The 25,978-nt window shown below is 56.4% G+C and carries 20 protein-coding genes and 1 other RNA gene; 11 read left to right on the top strand and 10 right to left on the bottom strand.

What is annotated here, in order from left to right; genetic code table 11:
• Positions 1-167 precede the first annotated feature (167 nt).
• Entirely contained in the window at positions 168-650 is a 483-nt protein-coding gene (gene smpB / locus IFT98_RS19750) for an SsrA-binding protein SmpB (protein WP_043190812.1), read from the top strand.
• 33 nt (positions 651-683) lie between these two features.
• On the opposite strand, the gene IFT98_RS19755 is transcribed toward smpB, so the two are convergent.
• Entirely contained in the window at positions 684-1,466 is a 783-nt protein-coding gene (locus IFT98_RS19755; RefSeq protein WP_192051259.1) for a GntR family transcriptional regulator, read from the bottom strand.
• A gap of 179 nt (positions 1,467-1,645) precedes the next feature.
• Here IFT98_RS19755 and IFT98_RS19760 point away from each other — a divergent pair, with 179 nt between their 5' ends.
• The 3 genes from IFT98_RS19760 (at position 1,646) to ssrA (ending at position 4,306) form a co-directional block, all read left to right on the top strand.
• On the top strand, positions 1,646-3,346 hold the full coding sequence (locus IFT98_RS19760; protein ID WP_192051261.1) for a lactate permease LctP family transporter: 1,701 nt from the start codon (positions 1,646-1,648) through the stop codon (positions 3,344-3,346).
• A gap of 216 nt (positions 3,347-3,562) precedes the next feature.
• A complete protein-coding gene (locus tag IFT98_RS19765; protein ID WP_122480206.1) occupies positions 3,563-3,835 on the top strand; it encodes a hypothetical protein in 273 nt (90 codons plus the stop codon).
• 78 nt (positions 3,836-3,913) lie between these two features.
• Positions 3,914-4,306, top strand: a transfer-messenger RNA (tmRNA) gene (gene ssrA, locus IFT98_RS19770).
• A 2,309-nt stretch (positions 4,307-6,615) separates the two neighbouring features.
• Here the strand turns inward: ssrA and IFT98_RS19775 are convergent.
• From IFT98_RS19775 to IFT98_RS19785, 3 genes are all read right to left on the bottom strand, one after another.
• Positions 6,616-7,458, bottom strand: a complete 843-nt coding sequence (locus IFT98_RS19775; protein WP_197976786.1) for an exonuclease domain-containing protein — start codon at positions 7,456-7,458, stop codon at positions 6,616-6,618.
• A gap of 77 nt (positions 7,459-7,535) precedes the next feature.
• Positions 7,536-9,992 (bottom strand): hypothetical protein, encoded by a 2,457-nt coding sequence (locus IFT98_RS19780; protein WP_192051264.1) that lies wholly within the window; start codon positions 9,990-9,992, stop codon positions 7,536-7,538.
• Positions 9,993-10,172: 180 nt separating this feature from the next.
• The gene (locus IFT98_RS19785) at positions 10,173-10,976 is read right to left on the bottom strand and encodes a DUF2971 domain-containing protein (protein ID WP_192051266.1); all 804 of its coding nucleotides are present in this window, start codon (positions 10,974-10,976) and stop codon (positions 10,173-10,175) included.
• Positions 10,977-11,243: 267 nt separating this feature from the next.
• Here IFT98_RS19785 and IFT98_RS19790 point away from each other — a divergent pair, with 267 nt between their 5' ends.
• Positions 11,244-11,648, top strand: a complete 405-nt coding sequence (locus IFT98_RS19790) for a recombinase family protein (RefSeq protein ID WP_446730850.1) — start codon at positions 11,244-11,246, stop codon at positions 11,646-11,648.
• A gap of 183 nt (positions 11,649-11,831) precedes the next feature.
• Here the strand turns inward: IFT98_RS19790 and IFT98_RS19795 are convergent, their stop codons facing one another.
• Positions 11,832-12,923 (bottom strand): hypothetical protein, encoded by a 1,092-nt coding sequence (locus IFT98_RS19795; protein ID WP_192051267.1) that lies wholly within the window; start codon positions 12,921-12,923, stop codon positions 11,832-11,834.
• 1,412 nt (positions 12,924-14,335) lie between these two features.
• Here IFT98_RS19795 and IFT98_RS19800 point away from each other — a divergent pair.
• Both IFT98_RS19800 and IFT98_RS19805 read left to right on the top strand, forming a co-directional pair.
• Positions 14,336-14,830, top strand: coding sequence for a hypothetical protein (locus IFT98_RS19800; RefSeq protein WP_197976787.1), 495 nt, complete (start codon positions 14,336-14,338; stop codon positions 14,828-14,830).
• 368 nt (positions 14,831-15,198) lie between these two features.
• Entirely contained in the window at positions 15,199-15,720 is a 522-nt protein-coding gene (locus tag IFT98_RS19805) for a GAF domain-containing protein (RefSeq protein WP_192051269.1), read from the top strand.
• 48 nt (positions 15,721-15,768) lie between these two features.
• Here the strand turns inward: IFT98_RS19805 and IFT98_RS19810 are convergent, their stop codons facing one another.
• The gene (locus IFT98_RS19810; protein WP_192051271.1) at positions 15,769-15,993 is read right to left on the bottom strand and encodes a helix-turn-helix domain-containing protein; all 225 of its coding nucleotides are present in this window, start codon (positions 15,991-15,993) and stop codon (positions 15,769-15,771) included.
• Positions 15,994-16,112: 119 nt separating this feature from the next.
• Here IFT98_RS19810 and IFT98_RS19815 point away from each other — a divergent pair, with 119 nt between their 5' ends.
• Both IFT98_RS19815 and IFT98_RS19820 read left to right on the top strand, forming a co-directional pair.
• The gene (locus IFT98_RS19815) at positions 16,113-16,418 is read left to right on the top strand and encodes a hypothetical protein (RefSeq protein ID WP_192051273.1); all 306 of its coding nucleotides are present in this window, start codon (positions 16,113-16,115) and stop codon (positions 16,416-16,418) included.
• A gap of 938 nt (positions 16,419-17,356) precedes the next feature.
• Positions 17,357-19,552 carry a TonB-dependent receptor gene (locus IFT98_RS19820; RefSeq protein WP_192051275.1) on the top strand — a complete coding sequence of 732 codons (2,196 nt, stop codon included), beginning with the start codon at positions 17,357-17,359 and terminating at the stop codon, positions 19,550-19,552.
• A 10-nt stretch (positions 19,553-19,562) separates the two neighbouring features.
• Here the strand turns inward: IFT98_RS19820 and IFT98_RS19825 are convergent, their stop codons facing one another.
• Entirely contained in the window at positions 19,563-21,155 is a 1,593-nt protein-coding gene (locus IFT98_RS19825) for an ATP-binding cassette domain-containing protein (protein WP_192051276.1), read from the bottom strand.
• A gap of 248 nt (positions 21,156-21,403) precedes the next feature.
• On the opposite strand from IFT98_RS19825, the gene IFT98_RS19830 reads away from it, so the two are divergent.
• Both IFT98_RS19830 and IFT98_RS19835 read left to right on the top strand, forming a co-directional pair.
• The gene (locus IFT98_RS19830) at positions 21,404-22,297 is read left to right on the top strand and encodes a hypothetical protein (RefSeq protein ID WP_192051278.1); all 894 of its coding nucleotides are present in this window, start codon (positions 21,404-21,406) and stop codon (positions 22,295-22,297) included.
• 180 nt (positions 22,298-22,477) lie between these two features.
• Positions 22,478-23,047, top strand: coding sequence for an isochorismatase family protein (locus IFT98_RS19835; protein WP_192051280.1), 570 nt, complete (start codon positions 22,478-22,480; stop codon positions 23,045-23,047).
• Here the strand turns inward: IFT98_RS19835 and IFT98_RS19840 are convergent.
• Genes IFT98_RS19840 through IFT98_RS19850 form a run of 3 tightly spaced genes read right to left on the bottom strand, consistent with a single transcriptional unit; the run spans position 22,960 to position 25,966 of the window.
• On the bottom strand, positions 22,960-24,057 hold the full coding sequence (locus IFT98_RS19840; protein ID WP_192051281.1) for an ABC transporter ATP-binding protein: 1,098 nt from the start codon (positions 24,055-24,057) through the stop codon (positions 22,960-22,962). The two genes, IFT98_RS19835 and IFT98_RS19840, sit on opposite strands and share 88 nt — an antisense overlap.
• Complete coding sequence (locus IFT98_RS19845) at positions 24,054-25,082, bottom strand: ABC transporter ATP-binding protein (protein WP_192051283.1); 1,029 nt, start codon at positions 25,080-25,082, stop codon at positions 24,054-24,056. The genes IFT98_RS19840 and IFT98_RS19845 overlap by 4 nt, the downstream gene beginning before the upstream one ends.
• On the bottom strand, positions 25,079-25,966 hold the full coding sequence (locus tag IFT98_RS19850; RefSeq protein WP_122714788.1) for an ABC transporter permease: 888 nt from the start codon (positions 25,964-25,966) through the stop codon (positions 25,079-25,081). The genes IFT98_RS19845 and IFT98_RS19850 overlap by 4 nt, the downstream gene beginning before the upstream one ends.
• Between the last annotated feature and the right edge of the window lie 12 nt (positions 25,967-25,978).

Genomic DNA, 25,978 nt, shown 5'->3' on the forward strand with positions numbered 1-25,978 from the left:
CCAGCAGACAGGAGGCACGCCAACGAAATCACGGGGCTTCTTTGTCGACAGCGGCAAAGCGCAGGCTATCCATAAAGATCAGGTATTGTCCGGTATTCATTACAAGCGCTCAAGCGCATAGCAATACCGTAGCCGAGAGCGCAACGACTGCCTATAATGCGCGCCCTATGGCCAAACTAAAGAAACACCCTACAGGGACCATCGCGCAGAACAAGAAAGCGCGACACGATTACTTCATCGAACACCGTTTCGAGGCTGGCTTGGTCCTGGCCGGTTGGGAAGTAAAAAGCCTGCGTGCCGGCAAGGCGCAACTGGTGGATAGCTACGTGCTGCTCAAGGACGGCGAAGCCTGGCTGATGGGTAGCCACTTCACCCCCCTGACCACGGCCAGCACCCATGTGATCGCCGACCCCACGCGTACCCGCAAACTGTTGCTCAACCGCCGCGAGCTGGAAAAGCTGTTCGCCCAGGTTCAGCAGAAGGGCTATGCCTGCGTGGCCTTGTCGATCTACTGGAGCAAGCACTTGATCAAGTGTGAAATCGCTCTGGGCAAGGGCAAGAAGGAATACGACAAGCGCGATACCGAGCGCGAACGCGATTCCAATCGCGAGCTGCAGCGTGCCGTGCGCAACAAGGGCAAGGAAGACTGATTCCTTCCCCCTGCAGCACCGTCTTTGCCGCGTCTACCGGCCTGGTTCCTGCAGGCCGCTGCGTCGCTGTGCGCGAGCGGTGCGTTGCACCGTCTGCCGTGCCTCGTCGAGCACGCCCTGCACATAAGTGATATGCAGGCTGGCCAATTCACGTGCCTGCTCCGCCTGACCGCTCACGATGGCCTGAAACAACTGGCGATGCTGCATGATCAACTTGTCTCGGGTTTCCCCGCTGTGCCGGTGCATGCCACCGATGTTCACCACCATGTTGCGCTTGAGCATGTCGAACAGCCCACGTACGGTGTGCAGCAACACCGCATTGTGACTGGCTTCGGCAATGGCCAGATGGAAGTTGGCATCGGCCACGCCCTCCTCTTCCCGCGTGGCGCCCTCGACTCGGCGGTAACAATCTTCCAAGACATCCATGGCCTGCCTCAATCGATCGCGATCGATCTCGGTGGCGCGCTGCGCTGCATAGAAGGCGCACGACGCCTCCAAGGTATGACGAAACTCGAGCAGGTCGCGCTGGCTTTCCGGATTGCTTTCCAGCAACGCCAACAGCGGATCGCTGAAGGTTGAGCCAAGCGTGTGGCAGACGTAGTTGCCCCCACCCTGACGACTGACCAACATGCCCTTGGCCACCAGCTTCTGGATGGCTTCACGCAAGGAAGGCCGCGACACACCAAACTGCTCGGCCAGCGCCCGCTCGGCCGGCAAACGCTCGCCCGCCCTTAGCGTGCCCTCGAGAATCATGGCCTCCAGACGCTCGACGATGCCATCGGACAAACGCCGCTGACGGACTTGCTCAATACCCATGGGTGGCTCCAACACACGATTGCCCTGGCCGCACTCGACCAAAGTCATAGACAAGGAAATTGACAGCCCCACGGCTGCGTCCTAACCTGACCGGAACTTATTGTAAATTGGTATTACCAATTCCTGCAATACAGCGCCGTAGCGCCAAGCCTTCCAAAAAAAACAAGGGGCCTCAGTCTATGCAAACCTGGCAGCAGATCTACAACCCGCTCGGCAGCCTCGGGCTATCCGCCCTGGTAGCCGTCATACCCATCGTGTTCTTCTTCCTGGCGCTGGCCGTATTCCGCATGAAGGGGCACGTCGCCGGCAGCATCACCCTGGCGCTGTCCATCGTGCTGGCGATTTTCGCCTACGGCATGCCGGCCGACATGGCACTGGCTGCCGCCGGCTACGGCTTCATGTACGGGCTGTGGCCGATCGCCTGGATCATCGTCGCTGCCGTGTTCCTGTACAAACTCACGGTCAAGAGCGGCCAATTCGAGATCATCCGCAGCTCGGTACTGTCGATCACCGACGACCAACGCTTGCAGGTATTGCTGATCGGCTTCTGCTTCGGCGCCTTCCTGGAAGGTGCCGCAGGCTTCGGCGCGCCGGTCGCCATCACCGCGGCCCTGCTGGTCGGCCTGGGCTTCAACCCGCTGTACGCGGCAGGCCTGTGCCTGATCGCCAACACCGCACCCGTGGCCTTCGGCGCTTTGGGCATCCCGATCATCGTGGCCGGCCAGGTGACCGGCATCGACCCGTTCAAGATCGGCGCCATGACCGGCCGCCAGCTGCCGCTGCTGTCGTTGATCGTACCGTTCTGGCTGGTGTTCATCATGGACGGGCTGCGCGGCGTCCGGGAGACCTGGCCGGCAGCATTGGTTGCTGGCCTGAGCTTCGCCATCGTGCAGTACCTGACCTCCAACTTCATCGGCCCGGAACTGCCCGACATCACCTCGGCACTGACCAGCATCGTCTGCCTGACCTTGTTCCTGAAAGTGTGGCAGCCCAAGCGCAGCGCCAGCACTGATCAAGTAGCGGTAAGCGGTGGTGCAGCGGTAATGGGTGGCGGACCTGCGGGCAAAGCCTCAGCGGTGGGCGGCTCCACACCAACGCCCTACAGCCTGGGAGAGATCCTCAAGGCCTGGTCGCCGTTTCTGATCCTGACCGTGCTGGTCACCATCTGGACCCTGAAGCCATTCAAAGCCATGTTCGCCCCGGGCGGCGCCATGTACAACTTCGTGTTCAACTTCGCCATCCCGCACCTCGACCAATTGGTACTGAAGACCGCGCCCATCGTCGCCACCGCAACACCGATGCCCGCCGTGTTCAAGTTCGACCCGATCTCGGCCACCGGCACAGCGATCCTGTTCGCCGCGATCATCTCGATGATGGTGCTGCGCATCGACATCAAGACCGCCTTGAAGACCTTCGGTGAAACCCTGTTCGAACTGCGCTGGCCAATCCTGTCCATCGGCATGGTGCTGGCCTTCGCTTTCGTCACAAATTTCTCCGGCATGTCTTCCACCATGGCGCTGATCCTGGCGGGCACCGGCTCCGCGTTCCCGTTCTTCTCGCCGTTCCTGGGCTGGCTGGGCGTGTTCCTGACCGGCTCGGACACCTCGTCCAACGCCCTGTTCGGCTCGCTGCAAGCCACCACCGCGCACCAACTGGGCGTCAGCGACGTACTGATGGTGGCGGCCAACTCCAGCGGCGGCGTGACGGGCAAGATGATCTCGCCGCAGTCCATCGCCGTGGCCTGCGCTGCCACCGGCCTGGTGGGCCGCGAGTCCGACCTGCTGCGTTTCACGCTCAAGCACAGCTTGTTGTTCGCGACCATCATCGGCTTGATCACCCTGGCGCAGGCCTATTGGTTCACCGGCATGCTGGTGCACTGATTCCTGGCCGATATGCGTCCAACACACCCAACCTGGGGGCGATGTCGCCCCCTTTTGGTGCTAACTGAATTTATTTACATCCGCACACGTTTTCGACAGAACCCCTGCAAAAGGGCGAAGTCCATTCATCAGGCCCGCAAGCAATTGGGCTATTTCTGACTGCGGACGCCGATCCTACCGAGGAGCGCCGAGTCCACCTTGAGTAAGGAGATTCTTATGAAGCGTACCTATCTGTCCGGCCTGATCGTAGCCTCCGCCCTGATCGCATCCCCTGTGTTCGCCGCTGACGACCTGTGCGAAGTGAACATGCAGAAGCTGAACGACGCGAAGACGACTTCGATGCAGCTCGGCGACCCAGCCAAGAGCCAATACGACGACGCGTACAAAGCCGCCATGGCCGCCCACGCTGCCAAGGACGAAAAAGCCTGCATTTCGCACTCCACCGATGCCATGAACATCCTGATGGATGCTCAGAAAAGCAAAGGCTGATCGCCAAGCCAACCATGGGGTTGGCCTGACGCCGCAAAATGACGTAGACTACGTCTCCCCTGCCTAACCGCAGGGACTGGGGCCGATTAGGATTCGACGCCGGTTGCGAAACTCTAGGTGCATGCCGACTTGGTAACAGAAGTCGTAAATCAACTGTTGCAACTTTCTATAGTTGCCAATGACGAAACCTACGAGGGCCAAGCTCTCGCTGCCTAACGGTAGCTGAGCCGCTCTTCTGGCTACTTCGGTGCCAGCGATCATCAGGGGATGCCTGTAAACCCAAAGTGATCGTCACGCAGAACAGGATCGTCGTGTAGCACGCTGTGGGCAAAGCGACTAAAACTTACACAGCTCGTCCAATGCACCCTGCCAGTCGGGCGGCTGCGGATTAACTCAGTAGACACGGCTAAGCATGTAGTACCGACAGCGGAGTACTGGCGGACGGGGGTTCAAATCCCCCCGGCTCCACCACAATCCTTACACAGCGCCCCATTCGTGGGGCGTTGTGCTGTCTGGAACGAGCGTTTTCGGCTAGTGCGCCACTGAGGTGTGACATTCAGGTGAGGCATTTCCGGCGCCTACCATGCAGCGTAACCCTTCTTATCTGACCCTCAACCGCCACGGAACCTTGTGCTTCCGTATCATTATCCCTAAGCACCTGCGCGCTCTCATGAGCGAACGGCGTGAAACAGACGAACCCTCAGAACAGACAGCCTAGCGTTGGCCCGCCGACGTGCGCGGCAGTATGCTGCTCGCTATCAGGCAGCCTTTGACAGAGTGACGATAGTGATCGAACAGGACGAGTAGGGCCTTTCAGAGGATGACTAAGCCGAGCTGAGGGATTTACTTCCAGACTTCTCCAGCCCGAAAAGCTCAGACAGTTCGCATGGTCCTGTGCTGTCGAACGCCGAGATCGAGATTCGGCAACGTCGCCGTGAGGTCGAACGCCTGCTAACTGGCGCATACGGCCGATCAATCCCTCTTGAGCAAGAATCCCTAGCTAAGCAGCTGCTGAACTTACCCTAATGTACATGCCCACCGAACTGAAAGCCGTTCTGCCGAAGATCCGAGATGAGATGGCACTACGAACATATGCCCTACGAAAAGCGCTGAGAGAGCAGCTGAAGAGCCCCAGTCATCCTTAAAATACGACTCAGCTATGGCGAACTGGACTTTGTATCAAGCCTGGCAGCACCAGCTACTGAGCGACAAGGCAGACGAGCCGTTAAAAGGTGGCCAGGTCCATCACGGTGGCACTCAAGAAGAGCGAGAACGCCGCACCCGAGTCATGACTGTACTGACGGAACACAAGCCTGTAGTCCAGCTGAGTAAGCACGATTGGCAAGCGAACTACGATGCTGCTCGGAAGATGCGAAGTGGTGTTGATGCATCCATAGCGACTTCTCCAACTCCACAGGCCCAGCGCCTAACAGACAATCCTGAGCAAATGACAGGGCATGAGCGATTAAGCGCGCTGCTCGCATCAATGAAGCAAATTCAGAATCATACAAGGCACCTAGATTTAACCTCAACCAGGGTAGACTAACTGATCATTAAGCCGGTACAGAAGAGGCAAGATGATCGAAGTCGCGATGGCGTGCCATTTTTCTCGGATGATGTTGACGCTATCTTTTCAGGTTTCATCTACCCAAGGCCGGTGCCATCAGATCGGACGAAGGCTTACCAGTTCCGGTTCTGGATGCCGCTTGTAGGCTACTTCACGGAGGCACGTACCAACGAAATAGCGCAGCTTGATACCGCCGAACTCAGGCTCATGGGCAGCTACTCATGCTTCAACTTTCGTGCTGACGATCCGAAAGCAGCGGAGGCAAAACGCATCAAGACAGGCGGGGCAGGCAGGTCCCGATCCACCCCGATTGATTGAGCTTGGCTTTCTTGAGTGCGTCGAAAGTCAGCGCCGTGGAGGCAAGAAGAAACTTTTCGGAGATTTACTTACCTACCTCCCGTCACGGGAGGCTGGCACGGATCACAACAAGTAAGGTAGTGCAAAGGCTGCGGGCAAGTTCTTCAATGACAAACCGAAAGGTTATCTAGTCTCTATCGACGTTCACGAGCCTCACGATGGCAAGAGCCGTTACTCATTCAATCACACGCTTGGAACAAATCTAAGCAATAGCAAGCGCGACGGGCATATTCATGAAGACACCATAGACTCAATTACCGGCCATGCGCACATACAATATCTGGAAAACACTACGATGCTGGCGCTACTCTGGAACAGAAGCTTCACGCACTCGGATATCTGCACACATCCCAAGCAATCGAAAGGTTGATCAGCTATCAGTCCGATTTCGTGGATTGATTTCGCGAAATTCTCTTCAAAAGTGTGGCTACTCATCGCAAAAAACATTCTAAACCTTTCGGAGAGAGCACCGAAAATTGAGATAACGCCCAATCAGACGCCCCAGCAAATCGCATGACGACTCGTCCAGTTCCTCAGGCAGTATCCCCACGTGAAGCACAAGCTAGTAGTACGAAAGAGCGATCCAATCGACTAGCGTTGAGGGCACGCTGAAATGAGGTGTTGAACGTAACATCACTGAGCGTCTCAGGCCGCGTGTCAATGTAAGGACGTCCGGAGCAATCAAGATCAAGGCTGATCATTTATCTAAAGGTTGGGCGGAAGCATGCCCAAGAAACACTGGGGCTCGCCACGCAGTGCATGAGTGGCGACCTTCCAATACCCATTTAGCAGCATCCGCACGACTACCAAAGTGAGCGTACCTTTACGCCCGACCGGGAAAGTATGTTTTCCTGTCCTAGACCGACCGTAGAAGTGCCTGGAAATCGCTCTCCCCCAAGATCCGGATTTTCTGACCTTTGGCGATTAACTCCTCAGCCTTGACATGCTTCGAGCTCTTGTTTTTTCCAGATAGACGACTGATGTCCTGGTCGCCCACCACTAGTAAAGTCGTATGCTTGGTCACGCTGTCGCGCACCTCACAACCACCAGTAGCCGCCATCTGAGAGGCCTCACGACGAGGTACAGAGAGTTCCCCGGTGAAGACGACTACGTTCCCTCCCAAGATACCTTCCTGATCGACTACGGAGTTCTCAGACATCGTAGGCAGTGGCGAAAGTGGCAGCTTCACAAGCAAACACCACTCTGCGGCCGTCGAACCTGTATCCGCTATCGCACGAAGCAGTATTTCACCCGCTGCACGAGCATCCTCCAGAGCGTCGTGATGTAAAAAAGGAATACCAAAATGCGACGTCAGGTTCTTTAAGCCATAGCCAGAGTGTGAAAAATCACTCCACGCGCGCCGTGCGATTCTCGCTGTATCAAGCCATGTGCAGTCAAAATGTGCCCAGCCAACGCCATGGCACGCGCGCAGCGTTGCAGTCCTGTCGAACGGCATATGACTGGCCACAATTTGCCCGGTTATAAAAGGAAGAATTTGATGGTACACCTCCGTCCAAGTCGGAGCAGAAAGAACCATACTTTCATCAATCCCATGCAACGATACGTTCATATCATGAAAATAGTCGTTTGGGTTGACCAGGGAACTCCACGACTCATAGTGCTTCCCATCACGAAACACCGCTACCCCAACCTGACAAATGCTGGCAAGGTTGGGGTTAGCTGTCTCTACATCGATCACTGTAAAATCCATTTAAACACTACCCGGTTAGAAGGTTAGGTTACAAAATCACCGTACAGCGCCGCAGCATTTATAATCTACGAAATTTCAGCTCTGTCCAAAGCATCTTGAAGCTTATATTCAATTCGCTTGAATTCAGACATAAACTTCATGAAGAACTTGTCCTGCGGAACTGTTTTTCTTGCTCTATCCAAGCTCCTTCTAGCGTTGCCTAGATCAGGTGTAGCATTCGAAAGCCATGCCGCCGCACTCTGCAAGTGACACAAGTGTTCAGGCTGACCTTTGAGTGCTGAGTTCTGGTAAGAAAGCAATGCTGCGGGACAGTCGCCACTACGAGATTCGATAAGTCCCCTAGTGAACCAAGCCGTGGGATCTTCTGGGATCAAGGAAGTTGCTTTTCTCGACACACTAAGTGCCTCAGGGCAAGATCTGAAAGTGAAGAGAGAGTACGCGTACCGGTCATACAGCCAGCCATTATCGCTATCCACTTTGATGGCAAGATCATAAAATCGAATACATTCATCCTTGTTCCCTTCATGGAAAAACGCCCAAGCCGCCTTCGCATAAGGTGTGCGGTAGGCAAGCATATGCTTATCCTTAATGTGAGAAGTAGAACTTTTGATGAAATCGCCATAACGTTTCTTAACGGTAGCGACATCATCCTCAGTAGGCACCATTTGTTCCCCAATCGGTTCAAGTCGCTGCTTACAAAACTGAGAAAATTCCGGATTAAATGTGAGTTGCAAACCCATGCCAAATCTCGCGATGGTGGCGATACCCCTACTTTCTTCAAGCGCTTCAGTAGCAGCCATCAATGTCACATTTGCACGTTGACAACATAGCTGCATTGAGTACTCGTCATGGGTCTGACTAATTCTAGTCATCAAGAGAAGTACATAACGCATATTTGGGGATATACGCGCCCACGCATCTTCGAACAGAAACTGACCGAGATCCTGGCGCTGCATACGCTGGACGGTCTCGTACGCACTATCCAGACCACCTACCTGCAACGTCGCAGCTTGAGCAAACACTTCAAGAACGATAGGTTTATTTCCCAAGTCGCGACTGAATTTGCGCAAAGTGGAGTCGCCTGCGCTGATGATGGGCTGACAGCCGAGTTTGACACCACGCTTGTTTAGGTACTCGGCGCCTTCTTCTTCGGACCAGAATCCGGCTCGAACAAGCTCAGCCGGAATCGACTCTTTCCGTCGACTGGTAATTACTACACGACCGACCTTACGCGCCAGATATTTAATTTGGTCGTTCAAGGCCTGTAGATCTTCTTCGTTTTCCGCCATTGTTTCTGTATTATCTAAAATTATCAGGTGAGAATTCCTGTCTACCCCCCAAGTCCCCTGCAGTGTCGCCAGCTTATCAATGGTTCCCTTGGCATTTTTTTCGTACCAACTTCGATCCAAGGTATCCGTACTCAACATTCGTGCAATTGTTACCGCAGCATCTGCAACACCGAGCTCTTGAGTAGTAATATGTTCCAATCCACTCAGCCCCCACCGGGTTTTTTTAGCGGTATAAAATGTTATTAACTGTGGCCTCCATCGCACCAGATCTTTTTCAAGCATTCGGTGTAAAAACTCTATTACTAACGTTGTCTTACCAATGCCCCCATCCCCCCAAACCTGGCACATACGATAATCTTCGTTATCTGCCCAGTCAGCAAGAAGCTCAAGCTCTGCTCTTCTCCCGGTAAAATCATCCTTAGAGCTTAACCGACCTGGAATGTAGGCGAGCGGGGACCAATCGCTACACCAGCTAGTATCGAATATTTCGTATTCCACATCTTTCTTGCCCGCGAGCTCTAGCAACCTACTTGCTGTCTCGTACTTAAAAACCTCCTTTTCAGTTGGCGACTTCAGGACTTGAGCATCGACGAGCAAACGACCCCCCTCGACCTTGACCATTTTCCGATACACCAGCGGCCGCCCATTACGAAGCCGCATCGTACCCATTTCAATAGGCGTTGCAGAAGCAGCCGTTGGAATGTAAAGCTTGTCAGTACCTAGATCTGCTCTTGGCAAGAATGCTGAGATCTTATCAATCAGAAGTTTAAGCAACTCAATGTCGGCTTCTTTATCGTAGTTTCCAGCCAGCCCATGCCCCTCCCCACCATCGTTGCGCTCTCGAACAAATTTCGAGAGGATAATATCGATGCGCGACTTTTTAGTGCCAATCAAGGGGAGTAAGTTATCCGGGGTGTCCACTAACTCCCAGTACTTCCTACCAACAGATGTCCAGCCGATGTTTTCTGCCATCAACAGCAGCTCGGATAATATTTTGATAAAGCTTCCATCAGCAGCGGTAGCAAAGTCGGAAAATTCCAAGTCGCTCTGGGAGAGGGTTTTGTGGGATTTTTTTGTCCCCTCATTTACCAACCATTCTGCCAAGGATACACACGCATGCTGCATGGCTATCCTGTAAAGACCAAGAACCGCAAGCCGGCAATCCCCGGCATTCTCTACCTGAGCTAGCCCTTCCAAGTTATCCATTAATATTTTTTTCATATATCCCTTCATGAATTTTCAAGATATTCCGTGTTACCCACTCCGACCTAGCTATGGCTGCGCAAGGCATACGGCTGACAAGCCCTGCATAGCCTGTGGGTGACGATAGCAAGCATTGAGAGACGAAACCATTAGGAGAGCACTATCGACCACTGGAGCGACTGAGCGACTGAGCGACTGAGCGAGCATGCGCTATGGTTCGCGAACATCGGGGCTCGGGTGCCTCGGCACATAGACCTTGTACTTATCCCTTGCGAGCTCCGCTTTGTAGAGAGGGATGTCCTTTCCGATTTGCTGGCTGGCTTCTTCAACCGCTGCCTTGAGGAGCTTAAAATATTCCGCAGGCATTCTGCCGCCCGCGATCACTGATTTTAGAAAATGTGTGCGTGAGTAGGGGTGGATACCTGGCCCCTGATTTGTTGTGAGTATTCGCTCTTCCTGCTCATACTCCCAATCCTGACTCTTGGTAAGAAAGTAACGGTCCAAGTCAAATCCATTGGCCCAGTCCAGCACCGGCCTCGAAGCGTTGTATACAACCGGAAAGGGCATCGTCTGTTCAAGTAACTGCAAAGGAGCATCCATCGAAATTTCCAGCTCGACTACGAACCCTTTATGATGCTCGGCGTAGTGAGACCACATGAGTACATTTGTTGCGGTCCTACTCAGCGAAACCACGCCTAGGCCAGAGATCAACCCCCTGAGGAATTTTCCGGACTCCACATCCCTACGAGCATTTTCGATCGCTATAGCGTGAGCCTCTTCAAACGTAACGTCATGAAAATTTGCCACCGCTCGAATCAAACCCGGCCGAGTAACGTGCACCTCATTGATACTCTCAGGGCTGTAGGCGGGCATGCAGTCAAACGGGTCGTTGAACTCCAACGGGCACGTGAATTTGAGAGTGCCCTCAGTGATCATCTTCAAGCTGCCCTCCGTGAACGGCAAATACTTATACCGATGAAGCAGGTCCACCTCTTCGGGCAGGTCGATAATCATGAAATCTCCTAGGCAAATTTTAGGCAAGGACTAGGTGGCTATCCTAATATGGAAAGGATGTCTAATGTCCGTCCTGAAAAGCATCATCAAACAACCGTCAAACGACACTTCCCTGACCAGTGGTATAAGGAAGCATACAAACAGACTTGGATTATTGTTGATACCAAGCTAACCTGATACCACGTTAAACGATACGAAACTTTGGAGATGACGCATACCTTTCTGTACTGTCGAGCAAGCACCTCCAGCCAGTTTACTGCAAACCAAATGCATGAAGTGAAAGCAACGGGCTTCGATGTACAACCACGCCGAATAATCGAGGAAACCATCCCAGGAAGCATTGCCGCGAGTGAGCGCGCTGGGTTTCAGAAGCTAATGGGCCGCATGGAGTCCGGTGACGTGCTGATCGTTACCAAACTTGACCGCCTGGGACGTAATGCCATGAACGTGCACCAAACTGTAGAATGGCTTCGTGATAGTGGCATCCGGGTGCACTGCCCCGCCCTTGGTGGTGTAGATCTCACCAGGGCAGCCGGAAAGATGATCATACAGGTTCCGGGCGCGGTTGCGGAATTTGAGCGGGATTTACTGATCGAGCGCACCCATCAGGGACTCTCCCTTCCAAAGCAAGAGGGAAAGAAGGAAAGAAGGAAAGAAGCTAAAACGCCCTGAAGCCGTCAGCGCTACAAGCGCCGTGCTGCGCCTCAAAGAAAAGAATCTAACCCAAGCTCGAGTTGCGATCGAGCTCAGGCTTGGCATAGCAACGGTCAAACGACATTGGAACAGCCACAACCCGCCTGCCGCTAACGCAGCAAAGAAACTTATGATAAAGTTCGCTTGCACCCAACCATACCCCTAGTCTAGGTCATCTATATCAGCATTGCCATCCAGTTGAGACTGACCAAGAAACAGATTTCCGCCAATAATGTAAGGCCTTAACTTTCGCAGCCTTCGATAATACGCTAGCAAAACACGAAGCTGATGCAATGCATCGACATTCAGGAAATCGAATCCGCCGCGATAGTCATTCCACTTCATCAAAGCAAAGAAGTAAGTGACGAACTCTTCAAGCCGGCTCAGCGTTTCAGGCTGAAGATCTGAGTCTTTCAGCTCACGCTCATCATCGAATCCAGACAGCTTATTTTCTCTGAAGTATCTATATACTGTTGAGTAATACTGCTCAAGCGCCACAAAAGAAGCATCATCTGCAATCTGCGCTGCTGATATTTCAATTCTACGAGCGAGATCTGGAAGCAAATCTAACTGTATATGCCCCGGCGAGGCAAAGTGTATCTCTGTAACTTTAGCCCGATGTATTGATGGAGTGACTGAGTTTAAGCCGGTGAAAAGATGCACAGCACTGAATCCTCCTGTCCAGCTACCAGCCAATCTGTTAAGCGCCCCCTGTACCGCTGGTCTATCGAGATGTTCAAGGCCGTAGTGAAAAGAGTATAGCTGCTGGTAGATCTTAGGTACGATCGAAAAATCGTCGATGTACATCTCACCATCCAGCCCAAGAAAGTATGCTTCAGTGATCTCCTCAGCTAATTTTTCAGCTGCCTCAGTTGCGATCTCAGGGGTTAAATAAGAATCGGCTTCGGGCAGATAAAGCTCAGGGAGCTTATCCCAACTCGTGCGCATGAAGGCACTGCGCTTTGACGACACACCCGTATGGAAAATAACTAACCATTCGGACTCAAGATAAATATCCCGAAGTGTTTTTATCTGCTCCAGATACTCTCTAAGTGACTTACGATCCACTGGAATGATACACCAGCGGTTTCGAATCTCCGTACAATCTAACCATGCATAGAGCAAGTCGTCCCCAGACTCCCCTTTGTACAAACTAAGCAGAGGGCCTTCAAACTCTATAAGGTCTGCATTCCAATGATGCTTAGAAAGCGTCCGAGCATCTATTTTGACTCCATGGATGCGAGGGAAACTCATGGTATCGCGCTCACCTGAGACACCCTGCTATGAACGCTGCCAGTAGCGAAGGGATGGAAGTCGAAATGGCCGTACCGATCGGCAGTCGTACATGCGCCATCGTTAGGAGTAATGAGGACATTTGCTACATGACCACCGAAAACCTTCCGAGCCATGCGGAAGCTCTTCTGTACGCTCTGGAAGGCTGTCACGCTTTGCGCATAAGACAGGTGCATCGACAGCCCCCAACACGAGCATTTTTCGTTCGTGTCAGATGCCCGCAGCAGGCGAGGCGGATTTCGGACGGCTACCGGGAAAAAACAATTTGTCGTGACCGGGTTAGCAACCCATCTCCATGCGTCCCGTTGAATTGGTGACGTTCCCATCGGGGGGCATTGATATCCATTCGCAGACAGCTCCGCGAGCGCGACACTATATGTGTACGACATAAAATCCCTTTAAGGCTGTTTCCGAAGGTGCTGAAGCATTTCGCCATCATTTCATAAATCTCGTCATCCGGAAACCCGCCCTCTTCATGTCACAAGGCATAAATCGACAACACGAAGAGCTGCCTAGGCATCCAAGCGGCCCCAACAATCATCCAGCCAACACGAGAAAATCTGTATAAACGCTTGCAATTCATAGAGTTAGAAAAAATTTCTAAGTAGACACATGACATACACATGCATGAAATTTCATCAGCACAGTATTTCAACTGCGTCACCCATCATAAGTCACCTTCATAAATCATCACTCGCTCACAAAAAGGCTACATGAAATGAAGAATAACCAATTGATTTATAACGTTAAAAATCGGTATGAGCACCGTAGAAATACAGGCAGCCGAGATTTTCAGTAATCCGCTCAGCTCTTACAGCAGGCTGGCTGAACGACTGAAGATCATCAACCCTTGCAGTGACAGTGCACGATGGACAAAAGACTCGGCATACCACTTCTATCGAACCCACTGTATTCGCTCTCTGCGAAGATACCGTAGTCAGCCACGCGCCAGCATCACCCAGCGGGCGCGAAAACGCCGGACGGTTATCAACTGCTCTTTGCATCCGGAACCCCTCTCGCTTTCCTAGCACCGTTCATCGTTGGTGAGACCGCGCGCCTGACTGGTCATTCGCCCGCAACCATCAAGAGCAACTGGTACCGGCTAGAGCCCAAACTGCTGGCGCTTGCTGGCCTACCGCCCAAGCCCATGGTACTCGGCATGTTTTCCTGAGAGGTGGTAGTCATGGCAGGCAAAAAGACCTCACCAGATCAAAGCGTACACGTGGTCGTGCTGACAGAGGCCGGATATAACCTATCGGCCACGACAGAGGCAAGCCCTACCCGCTGCTGTCTGGGCGTGACGATATCATGGTGATCGTCGACAAAGCACACCATACCCAATACAAGAGCCTGGCGGAAAACATGCGCGCTGGTTGCCCAAGGCCAACTTCGTCGCCTTTACCGGCACGCCGCTGCTGGGCCGCGAGCGTAAGACCAATCAGTGGTTCGACGATTATGTGTCGGAATACAACTTCCAGCAGTCGATGGACGACGGGACCACCGTTCCGTTGTTCTACCAGAAGCGTGTGCCCGAGCTGCTGATCCAGAACGACGACCTCAGCGAGGAGTTCTACAAGATCCTCGAAGAGAAAAACCTCGACGAGGCGCAGCAGGAAAAAACCGAAAGCCCGTTCGCCCAAGAGGTACAGGTAATCAAGCGCGACGACCGTCTGGAAACCATCGCCAGCGACATCCTCTACCACTTCCCGCGCCGGGGTTACCTGGGTAAAGGCATAGTTATTGCCATGGACCGTACTGCACCGAGAAAGAGACTGCGCAGTACTTCAAAAGTCAGTTTCGCATACGCCGCAATCGTTGATGGTATTGACTGTTTAGGGCCCCGGCACTCCCGAATGGGCACCGTATAAGCACGGGCAACGATTTCCAGCGCGACCATTTGATTGATAGATTCGAGCACAAATTGCTTATGCGGCGGAGCTCAAAAAGCACCGTCCATCTAATTCTAGACCACGCAGCGTTCTAACTGGTATTCCAAGCAAGCTAACCGAATAATTATTAACTAAACAAAGCATATAGATACCGATCTGTTTCAAATTACTCCGGCTCACAAATTTCGGTGTCACAAACAAAGCACCTTGCGTAGCTCACAACTACTTTTTCTGTGCCTGAATGACCGGTTTCGGCTGCCTACCGCCCGTGCCATAACATCGCTTCATCCGCCCCTTGCAGAACCTCCCTCACAGGCCGCAAACTCCTCAAAACGACGAGGTACCTCATGGCACTCGACTACCCGCCCCCCCTCCTGTCCCAGGAAGAATGCGCAGCCATTGCTGAAATCGAAGCCACCACCAACATCCTGCGATTGGTGACCAGGCTTACCAACATGCGCTTCGCCGCGATCACCAAATTTGGCGACGCTGAGTTGGTCATCTGCTCCGTGCACGATTCCGCCGAACTGGGAATTGCTGCGGGTGAGGCTTTTCCGCTGGAAGACACGATCTGCAGCGAGTTTCAGCGGGACCCTGCGCCGTTGCTGATTCCGAGAGTCAGTCATGATCAGAGCTTCGCCTCACGACTGATCGTCAAGACTTATGATCTGGACAGTTATGTAGGCGTGCCCATTTTCCTGCCTGATGGCCGGTTGTACGGAGCGCTTTGCGCGATTGATTCACGACCTGTGCTGTTCGAAGATCCTGATCTGTGCGAAACGCTCGAGATTTTTGCCCGTTTGATCGGGTGTATATTCTTTGCAAGCTTGGTGGTGAAGGTGGCGAGTTCCGCGATTGAGTTGGAGTGATTTTTGGAAGGTGACGGCAGGGTCAGTTACACATGCACACCTTCCCCTTCACACCCCCCGCATCACCTCCCCTCCTTCCACCCCAATCGCCTCACAAATCTCCAGAAACTCCACCACATCCAACCTTCTCTCCGCATTCTCCACCTTGGAGATATACGACTGCGGCCGCCCCACTCGCCGCGCAAGCTCGGTCTGGCTCAAGCCCTTCTCTTTCCTGCACTCTATAAGCGCCCGGATCAGCGTGGAATAGCGTTCTGTGTGGATGGATTTCATATGGACTGCCGAATGACGATTCGGCTCCTTAAGTAAACCCAAAACAGGATTATCCCAAAATAGGATAGTAGTGCTATGGTTAGCTTTAGCTTTCACATCAGCCAAGAAGGGGAATGGTCATGGAACGTCCATCACAATCGCTCAAGCTTGTCGGTTCGGATTTCACTGTAGGCAGCCGAGGATTCTTGCCAGCTCCGATCACCAAAGAAGAGATCCTGGAAGGCATCTGCCACTGCGTGCTGGAGCGCTGGCACCAGCTTGCTCCTGAAAACCAGACCGCGTTGGGTCTGGACACCAGCACTGCCGAATCACCAGACGAGCAGGCAATACAGTCGGTGACTTGGCTGCTGCTGGAAGCCGCAGGTTTAGCTGCCCGAAAGGCGAGGCAAGAACAGAACAAACGGTTGGACGCTGCCGATTACTGACGGCGAATGGTCCTACCCCATCGGACTAAACCCCGAACCCGCCGAACAATACCGCTCCCGCAGTGCCGGATTCCGCTCTGAACGGCACTGCTCCTTGAACCACTCCTTCGCGCCTTTCCTGCACTCGCGGTATTCAATCGACCCACTCCGGTAACCCCGGCACACGCTACCGTAATCCACCCGGTTATCGGTGACACTCCATGAAGCGGTGTATGAATTCCTCCTGTCCCAACCGAGTATTTGGTGCGACTCAGAGCTACTGCTGCTACCGGCGCGCCGAACCGGCGTAGAACCCTGCCCCGCCTTGTACTCCGCCAGATACTGCGCCGACACCATCCCCTGCACGGCCCGTTCCTCCCGCGCAGGCCTGGGCGCATCGCCATACCGACAGCGCAACGTCTGATCAGTAATCGCGTTGTCAGCCCCCATACACTCCTGCAGGCTTTTCGGCGCAGCTGGAGCCACCTCTCGCACTACGGGCGCAGAAACAGGCGCCGGTTCAACAACTGGCCGTTCCGCCCGCTCAACCAATTGAGTCGCCGGCACAGCGCGAACCGGCTCCAAATACGCCGTAACCCGAGACCAGTTCATCCCTACCGCCACCACTGGCACCAACAGCCAACACCACCACCCCGGATGCACACGTTGTTGAACACGTGGTCGCGGCGCTATGGGCTCGTCGAGCAGGTCGTCTTGAAGGCTCATTTGAATTCCTTTTCCCAGGCAAAGGTAGAAACACCATCACTGAACTACCTATCGGTAGCCCTTTGCCATTCTTTAGTCGTTGCCCCTGCGCTGCACCTTCATGGTGCCGTGTGAAAATCCCCTCAAAAAATCGTTAACGCTTTGTGAAACTCTTGTTAGGATATTCGACTGAGATTCATTCGCACCTGCCAGGAAGGCGCCCCTTAACTTCTATCTTCGTCGGAAATCCTTCCATGGTCCTTCGTTTTCCTTCTCGCCCTACTCTTCTGGCGGTGTGCTGCTCTGTGAGCATCGGCGCCCACGCGGCGGATGCTCTCGTGCTCGATGCCACGTCGATCGACGCGCAAACCAACAAAACCACCAAAGGCGCTTCACCTGATGTGTTTGCCGGTGGTCAAGTCGCACGCGGTGGGCAGATGGGTGTGCTGGGCAACCAGGACAACATGGATGTGCCGTTCACGCTGACCAGCTACACCTCGAAGCTGATCGAAGATCAGCAGGCGGAGGACGTGGGCGATGTGTTGCTCAATGATCCGTCGGTGCGTCAGTCGTTCGGTTTCGGCAACCAAGCGCAGGTGTTCGTGATTCGTGGTTTGCCGCTGTCCAGTGATGACATTTCCTACAACGGGTTGTATGGGGTGTTGCCGCGGCAGATCATTTCCACCGATGCGGTAGAGCGGGTCGAGGTGTTCAAGGGGCCGAACGCGTTCATCAATGGCGTGAGCCCGACGGGGACCGGGCTGGGCGGCAGTGTGAACCTGGTGCCCAAGCGGGCAGGTGATGAGCCTATCCGTCGCTACACGCAAGACATCAGCACGGATGGCCGCGTGGGCGAGCACCTGGACTTGGGCCAGCGGTTCGGCGAGGACAACCGTTTCGGTGCGCGGGTGAACCTGGCGCAGCGCGAGGGTGATACGGCGATCGACGACGAGTCGCAGCGCACCAAGCTGTTTACGCTGGGACTGGATTATCGGGGTGACAACTTCCGCCTGTCTGGCGATTTTGGTTATCAGAAGCAGCGCATCAACAACCTGCGCAACTCGGTGCGCCTGGGCACGATCACGAGCATTCCACGGGCACCGGATGCCAGCCACAACTATGGTCAGGATTGGACCTACAGCCAGACCGAGGACACCTTCGGCATGTTGCGTGGCGAGTGGGATCTCAACGAGGACTGGACGGCCTACGTGGCGGGTGGCGCGAAGCACACGCGTGAGAACGGTGTGTACGGCACGCCGGTACTGACGGATTCGAGCACGGGTGCGGCGACCATCGGCGGGTCGAAGATTCCGCACGACGAAGACAATGCCACGTTCATGACCGGGATCAACGGCAACCTGCAGACCGGGCCGGTCAGCCATCAGATCAGCGTGGGCGCGTCGAGCATCTGGACCGAGCAGCGCAATGCCTATGAATTCTATCAGTCCACGGGTACCACCAATATCTACAACACCGCCTCCTTGGCGAAGCCGACTGCGGTGAGCTTCGCGGCCGGTGACATGAGCGATCCGGGCATCACCGGCAAGACGCGCAACCGCAGCCTGGCGGTGTCGGATACTTTGGGTTTCTTCGACGAAAAGGTGCTGGTGACGGCAGGGCTGCGACGCCAGCAGTTGCTGGTGCAGAACTATGCCTATGAGTCGACCACTGGTGTCGGCGGCTCGCGCACTTCCATGTACGACGAGGCGATCACCACGCCGGTGTATGGCATCGTCTACAAGCCAGTAGAGTCGGTGTCGCTGTTTGCCAACCGTATCGAGGGCTTGTCGGCGGGGCCAACGGCGTCGGGTCAGGTCGTCAACGTGGGTGAGGCCTTTCCACCGGGGCGCACCAAGCAGGTGGAGGCCGGGATCAAGCTGGACAAGCAATCGTGGGGTGCCACGCTGGCGGCGTTCCGTATCGAGCGGCCGACTGACGGCTTCACGCAGAGCTTTGCAGCGCCCGGTGGCGGCACCGTCGATGTGTATGTACGCGATGGCAAGCAGGTCAACCGCGGGGTCGAGTTGAGTGTGTTCGGCGAGCCGGTGGAAGGCTTGCGCTTGATGGCCGGCGGTACGCGCCTGCAGTCTGAGCTCCAAGACACGGCGGGCGGCTTGAACGACGGCAACCACGCCATCGGCGTGCCGACGTTCCAGCTCAATGCAACGGTGGACTGGGACGTGCCGGGGCTGAACGGCCTGGCACTCAACGCCCGTGCCCTGCGCACCGGCGGGCAGTATGCCGACCAGGCGAACACCCTGAGCCTGCCCACCTGGAACCGCTTCGACGCGGGCGCGCGTTATACCTTCAAGGTCGAGCGCAAGGCCGTCACCCTGCGCATGAACGTGGAGAACATCACCGACAAGAACTACTGGGCCTCGGCCAACGGCGGCTACCTGACCCAGGGCGAGCCACGGCTGGTGAAGTTTTCCGGCACGGTGGATTTCTAAAGGGTGATGTTTATGGGCGTGGATGATGCAGGAGCAACTCCTGGTCCACGCCCAGCGCGTCGATGAAGGCGTCGTCATGGGATACAACCACTAGCGCACCTTGGTATTGACCAAGCATCTGCTCCAGCGCCAGCCTGCTCGGCAGGTCCAGGTGGTTGTCGGGCTCGTCCAGCAACAAGAGCTGGGGTGGCCGTTGCGCGTGCAGCCGCGCCGCCAGCGCTATCTTGAGACGCTCTCCGCCGCTGAGCTGTGAGGTCTGCAGCTGCACGCGGTCGGCGTCGATGCCCAATTGCGCCAGGCGGGTCCTGGCTTCGGCTTCGGGCAGTTCCGGGTTGCTTTCGTAAAGCCACTGCACGGCAGTGCGTTGCGGGTGTTCGAGCCCGGCGTGTTGGTCCAGCCAACCTAACTCCACATTGCAAATGACCTCGCCTGCGCGTGCGGGCAGACGGCCGCTGATGACCTGAAGCAAAGTCGACTTCCCGCTGCCATTCGCGCCCCTGACCGCAATGCGCAAGGGCCCGGTGAGAGTTAAATCGATCGGCGCTGCATGCCCGAATGGCAGTATCAACTCGTTAAGCTGGAGTACCAGTTTGCCATTGGGCACGACGGTTTCCGGAGGCAGCATGATGCGCTGGACATCCGTGGCGCAGCGCGCACGTGCATCGGCAATACGTTGTAGTTGCTGGTCGCGGGCGAGCTGTTGCGTGAGGCGTAATTTGCCCTGGCTGTTCTCGCTGCGTTCTTTCTGCGCGTTGGTGATCAGCTTGGTCTGGCTGCCATCGCGAGCTTGGCGATCGCCGCGGGCATTGCGGCGTTGCTGCCGCTCCATCTGCACGGCCATTTCCCGCTGCTCGCGTTTGGCTTGGGTGCGTTCGCTTTGCAAGGTCGCCTGGAAGGCGTGCTGCTCCTGCTCACGGGCGGCGACGTAATGGCTGTAGTTGCCGCCGTAAACAGCAAGACCTATGGGCGACAGCTCGACGATTTCGTCCATGAGTTCAAGCAGGGCGCGATCGTGGCTGATCATCACCAGTCCATTCGGCCAGCGCTGGATTTGCTGCGCCAGCTTCTGCTGTTGGTCACGATCAAGATGGTTGCTGGGTTCGTCGAGGATCAGCCAATCGGCGGTGGATAGCCAGGCGCCGAGCAGTGCCACGCGCTGGCGCTCGCCACCACTGAGGGTGTACGTCGGTGTGTCGGCGGACAGGTGACCCAGACCGTTCAGGTCCAGTTCGGCGGAAAGATGTGCTGCGCAATCCCAGTGGCCCATCGCGAGCGTATGGTCGTGATCGTCGAGACTGCCCTCCGCAATCCGTTGCAACGCTCGCAGGATGTGTTCGACGCCCGCAAGTGCCGCCACGGTGGGAAAGCGCTCTGGTTCGAGCAACTGCGAGACGAGATGGACATACCCCTCACAGCGGACGTAACCGCTGCTAGCTACACGCTCGCAGGCCAGCAACTGACCAAGCAGGGATTTACCGCTGCCATTGGCGCCGACAATGCCGGTGGCTTTGGTGTGGAAGCCGTGATTGAGGTTGTTCAGCAGCAGGCGCCCATCTGGCAGGGTGAGGCACAGATGGTCGAGCCGTAGATGTCGTTGGGTCATGGGGCTCCTTGTGTGATGACCTTCGGATAGAACCAGCATGAACTTGGGGAATTACCACGTCACACCATTTCAGTTTCGAGTTATTGCCCCGGCCTTCTCTTGGAAAACAGCCCTGTTAGGATTGCCCCCCTTTTGCTGGCTTGGTAGGAAAAACACCCTCAGGCCGCATCGGACAGGGTGGCCAACAGCTGGCCATGTCCTGCGACTCAATCGTCATCGATCCCCCGGGTAAGGTTCCAGGTACAGATATGCAATGGTTGAAGGACAAGTACGCGGCCACTTCAGTGGCACATCGGCTTTATATGGTTTCGATAGTTCTAGTCTTCTTGGGTTTGTTACTGTCCAGAAGCTGGGGCACGGCCGCTTTGGATGTAACCAGCATGATCGCTGCTGGCTTCATGATTGCGGGCTTCATCATGTGGTGTCTGCCGGTGGCCCGCTGGATGCGTAAGAAATGGCATAAACCGTTGTACAAGACGCCTATTGTTCTGTTGCATTTGTTGGCACTGCTGGTCGCAACCGGGTTGTCGCGCTTTGCTGTTTCCGAAGCATTGGGCTTGCCGCCGCAGTCTTTTGATTTGACGGTTGGCCTGCTGGCGTTGCTGTTCTATATACCGGCGTGGATGGCGGTGGTGGCGTTTTTGCTGTTCCTTGGTGGACTGCTGCTGCTTGCAGTCACAGGAATTGCGGTGGTTGTTTTTGCTGCCATTCAGATGGGTGCCTCATTCCTGAAGATCTTCGGCGTTAATTACTCTCCTCAGTTCAATCCGGGTATGGCGTTGTTCCACTCCGGAGGCGCTATTGCAGCTGGCATGGTGCTGGTTGCGTGCTATTCGTTCTTCACTGACAGCTATCAGCCGTGGGTGCTGTCGGCGATCAGAACAACTGCCGTGATCGCCGATTTTCACCCTGCTCCGAATTACCCCGGTGTACGACCCGGCGAAAGAATCCACCCGTTGGATAATGGTTACACGGCCTATGCACAGGAGCAGCCTGACCACAGCATCGTGATTGGCGTCAGGACGCAGGAGAACAGCGCACATGATCAGCCGTTGGGCAATCCCATCCCCTCTCCGGGGCAGGTGATGAAGCCGCTTTTTGAGCGGTTGTCTGTTCCGGTAGAGCCGGGAAAGGCGTCCTGAACTGCGCGTTCATTGGTAAGAAGCCAGGCGTGAATGCTGGGGGAGAAGTAAAAGTTTAAGGTCCGGGCAGAGCCGCTCTAGGCATGTCCGCCACGCGCCTCATACCACTCTCCCCCCATTGAACACCCCTGCCCCTTACCGCACACTGCCCCCATTTCCTTTCCGATAAAACGGCCTTCCATGAGCGACCAGCCCAACCCCATCCCTCTCATCATCCTCGACGTGCAAGACGCCATCGACCAGCCGAAGTGGAATGGCAAGAGCAACCCTGGCTACCTCGAAACCATTCAGCGGCTGCTGCAGCTTTGGCGTACGAATGGTTGGCCGGTAATGCACGTGAAGCACGATGAACCAACGCCAACATCGACGTACCACATCCACGGGCTGTGGAATGGCATCAAGCGGGAAGTCGCTCCACTAGACGACGAACCGGTGATCACCAAACAGCAGAACTGTGCGTTCATTGGTACCGAGTTGGATGCCGTGCTCAAGTCCATGCAGGTGACACGCTTCGTGCTGACGGGCGTGGTCGTTCATAACAGCATGGATGCCACCGTTCGCGCCGGGAAGGCGCTGGGTTACAGCATCACCCTCCCCTCGGACGCCACTACTGCGGTACCCGTGACGGGGGCGGATGGAACCGTTTGGGATGCGGGCACCGTTCATGATCTGACGTTGGCGATACTCGGCAGCGAGTACGCCGAGGTGGTGCTGGCCAGCGATATCGTCGAGGCGCTCGGGCTGGCGTGATCGGTGAGCGGCGAAACCAACTCCAAATCATCCCGAATACACGCCACCCCATGCGCCACCCCCACCTCCCTCAACAGCGGCCGATGCTGCGCGCAGGCGGGCAGCACGTACGGGCAGCGGGTGCGAAACGCACATCCCGAAGGCGGTGAAATGGGGCTTGGGATGTCCCCTTGCAGCACGATCCGCTGCCGCCGCTGCCCCGGTTCGGGCATGGGGATCGCAGACATGAGTGCTTCTGTGTATGGATGGCGCGGATTGCTGAACAGCTCGCGGGTGGGCGCGATTTCGACGATGCGGCCCAGGTACATCACCGCCACGCGGTCGGCGATGTGGCCGACCACGGCCAGGTCGTGGGTGACGAACAGCATGGTCAGGTTCATCTGCCGGCGGATGCGCGCGAACAGGTTGAGCACCTGGGCCTGGACCGATACGTCGAGGGCGGACACCGGTTCGTCGGCCATGATGAATTCGGGTTCCAGGGTCAGGGCGCGGGCGATGCCGATGCGCTGGCGCTGGCCGCCGGAGAACTCGTGGGGGTAGCGGTCCAGGTACTGCGCGGCGAGGCCGACGGTTTCCAGGGCCTGCCCGGCCTTTTCGCGGCGCCCGGCGGCATCCAGTTCAGGGTTGTGGAAACGCAGGGGCATGGCGAGGATTTCACCGACGCTCATGCGCGGGTTGAGGGAGCCGTAGGGGTCCTGGAAGATCATCTGCATGCGCTTGCGATAGGGTTTGAGCAGGCGGTCGTTGAAGGGCGTGATCTCGGTGTTGTCGAAGACGATGTGCCCGTCGGTGGGTGGGTCGAGCATCATCAGACTGCGGCCCAGGGTGCTCTTGCCCGAGCCGCTCTCGCCCACCAGGCCCAGCACTTCGCCACGGGCGATGCTCAGGTCGACGCCATCCACGGCGCGCACCAGGTTGTCGTCACGGTCGCGGCGGCTGGCGAGAAACGTCTTGCGCACGGGGAAGTGTTTTTTCAGGCCGACGACGTCGATCAGGGGACGTTCTTTCATCGTGCACCTCCGTGTTCGATGGGCAATTCGCGCCAGCGCACGCAGCGCAGGTCATGGCCCAGTTCGATTTCTTCGAGATCGGGCGCCTGGCTGTCGCAGCGGCCGGCGATGCTGTAGGCGCAGCGCGGGTGAAAGGCGCAGCCGCTGGGCGGCGAGCTGGGGTCGGGGACGAAGCCGGCGATGGTGCCCAGTTCACCCTGGGCCAGCCCGGCCTGTTCGAAACGCGGCACGGCTGCCAGCAGGCCGCGGGTGTAGGGCATGCGCGGCGAGGACAGCACCTGGCTGACGCTGCCCTGTTCGACGATGCGCCCGGCGTACATCACCATGACCCGGTCGGCGATTTCTGCGACCACGCCGAAGTTGTGGGTGATAAACAGGATGGACATGCCGTTCTTCTTCTGCAGGCTGCGCAGCAGGTCGAGAATCTGCGCCTGCACGGTGACGTCCAGTGCCGTGGTGGGCTCGTCGGCGATCAGCACGTCCGGCTCCATGGCCAGGGCGATGGCGATCATCACCCGCTGGCGCATGCCGCCGGACAGCTCGTGCGGATAACAGTCCAGGCGCTTGACCGGCTCGGGGATGCCGACCTGCTCCAGCAGTGCCAGCGCACGCGCACGGGCGTCGGCCTTGCTCAGCGATTGGTGGAAGCGGATCGCCTCGGCGATCTGGTCGCCCACGCGGTGCACCGGGTTCAGCGAGGTGAGCGGCTCCTGGAAGATCATCGCCACCCGATTGCCGCGCACGTGGCGCATCTGCTGCTCGCCCATGGCCACCAGGTCGATGGGTTTGCCGTGGTGGTCGGCGACGATGGCGCTGCCGTCGATACGGGTTTTCGGCGCCTCGGCGAGCAGTTTCATGATGGCCAGACTGGTGACACTTTTGCCTGAACCGCTCTCACCTACCAAGGCGAGGGTTTCGCCGGCGCCGATGGTGAAGTTGATGTCGTGCACCACAGGGACGTAGCCGGCCCCCTTGCGGAAGGCGACGTTGAGGTGCGCCACGGCGATTTTTTCATCTGCGTTCATTTCAGGTCGCTCCTGCCGTCCAGCGCATCGCGCAGGCCGTCGCCGATGAAGTTGAAGCTGGTCACCGCCAGGGTGATGGCCAGCCCGGGAATGATCGCCAGCCAGGGCGCCTTGCCCAGGTACTGTTGGGCGGCGTTGAGCATGTTGCCCCAGCTGGGCAAGGGCGGCTGGATGCCGTAGCCGAGGAAGCTGATGTAGGCCTCCAGCAGGATGGCGTTGGCGATGGTCAGGGTGGCCGCGACGATGATCGGGCCGATGGCGTTGGGCATCAGTTCGCGGAACATGATCCAGCGGTTGCTGGCGCCGATCATGCGTGCGGCCAGGGTGAAGTCGCGCTCGCGCAGCGAACGGATTTCAGCCTCGACGATGCGCGAGATTTCCATCCAGCTGGTCACGGCGATGATCAGGGTGATCATCATCGGGCTGGGCTTGGTGAACGCTGCCAGCACCAGCACCAGAAACACGCTGGGAAAGGACAGGAAGGCATCGACGAAGCGCATCAGGCCGGCGCCGACCCAGCCGCGGTAGTAACCGGCGATGACACCGATCAGGGTGCCGATGACGATGCTGATGAGCATGGCGCAGAAACCCACCATCAGCGAGATGCGTCCGGCGTTGAGCAGGCGCGCGGCGGTGTCGCGGCCCAGGGCGTCGGTGCCCAGGTAGTGATTGCCGGTGAGCGGTGGCGCGAAGCGGTTGCGGATGTCGATGGTCAGGTCGTTGTAGTGCAGCAGGTAGGGGCCGAACACGCAGGCCAGCACCAGCACGGTGATCATCACCACGCCGAGCACGGCCAGTTTGTGCCGCATGAAACGGCGCAACGTCGGGTTGGCCAGCCACGCCCAACGGGGCGAAGCAGGCAGGTAGCGAGTGGCAGTGGTCATCGGCAATACTCC

Source organism: Pseudomonas sp. CFBP 8770 (assembly GCF_014841705.1).
GTDB lineage: Bacteria > Pseudomonadota > Gammaproteobacteria > Pseudomonadales > Pseudomonadaceae > Aquipseudomonas.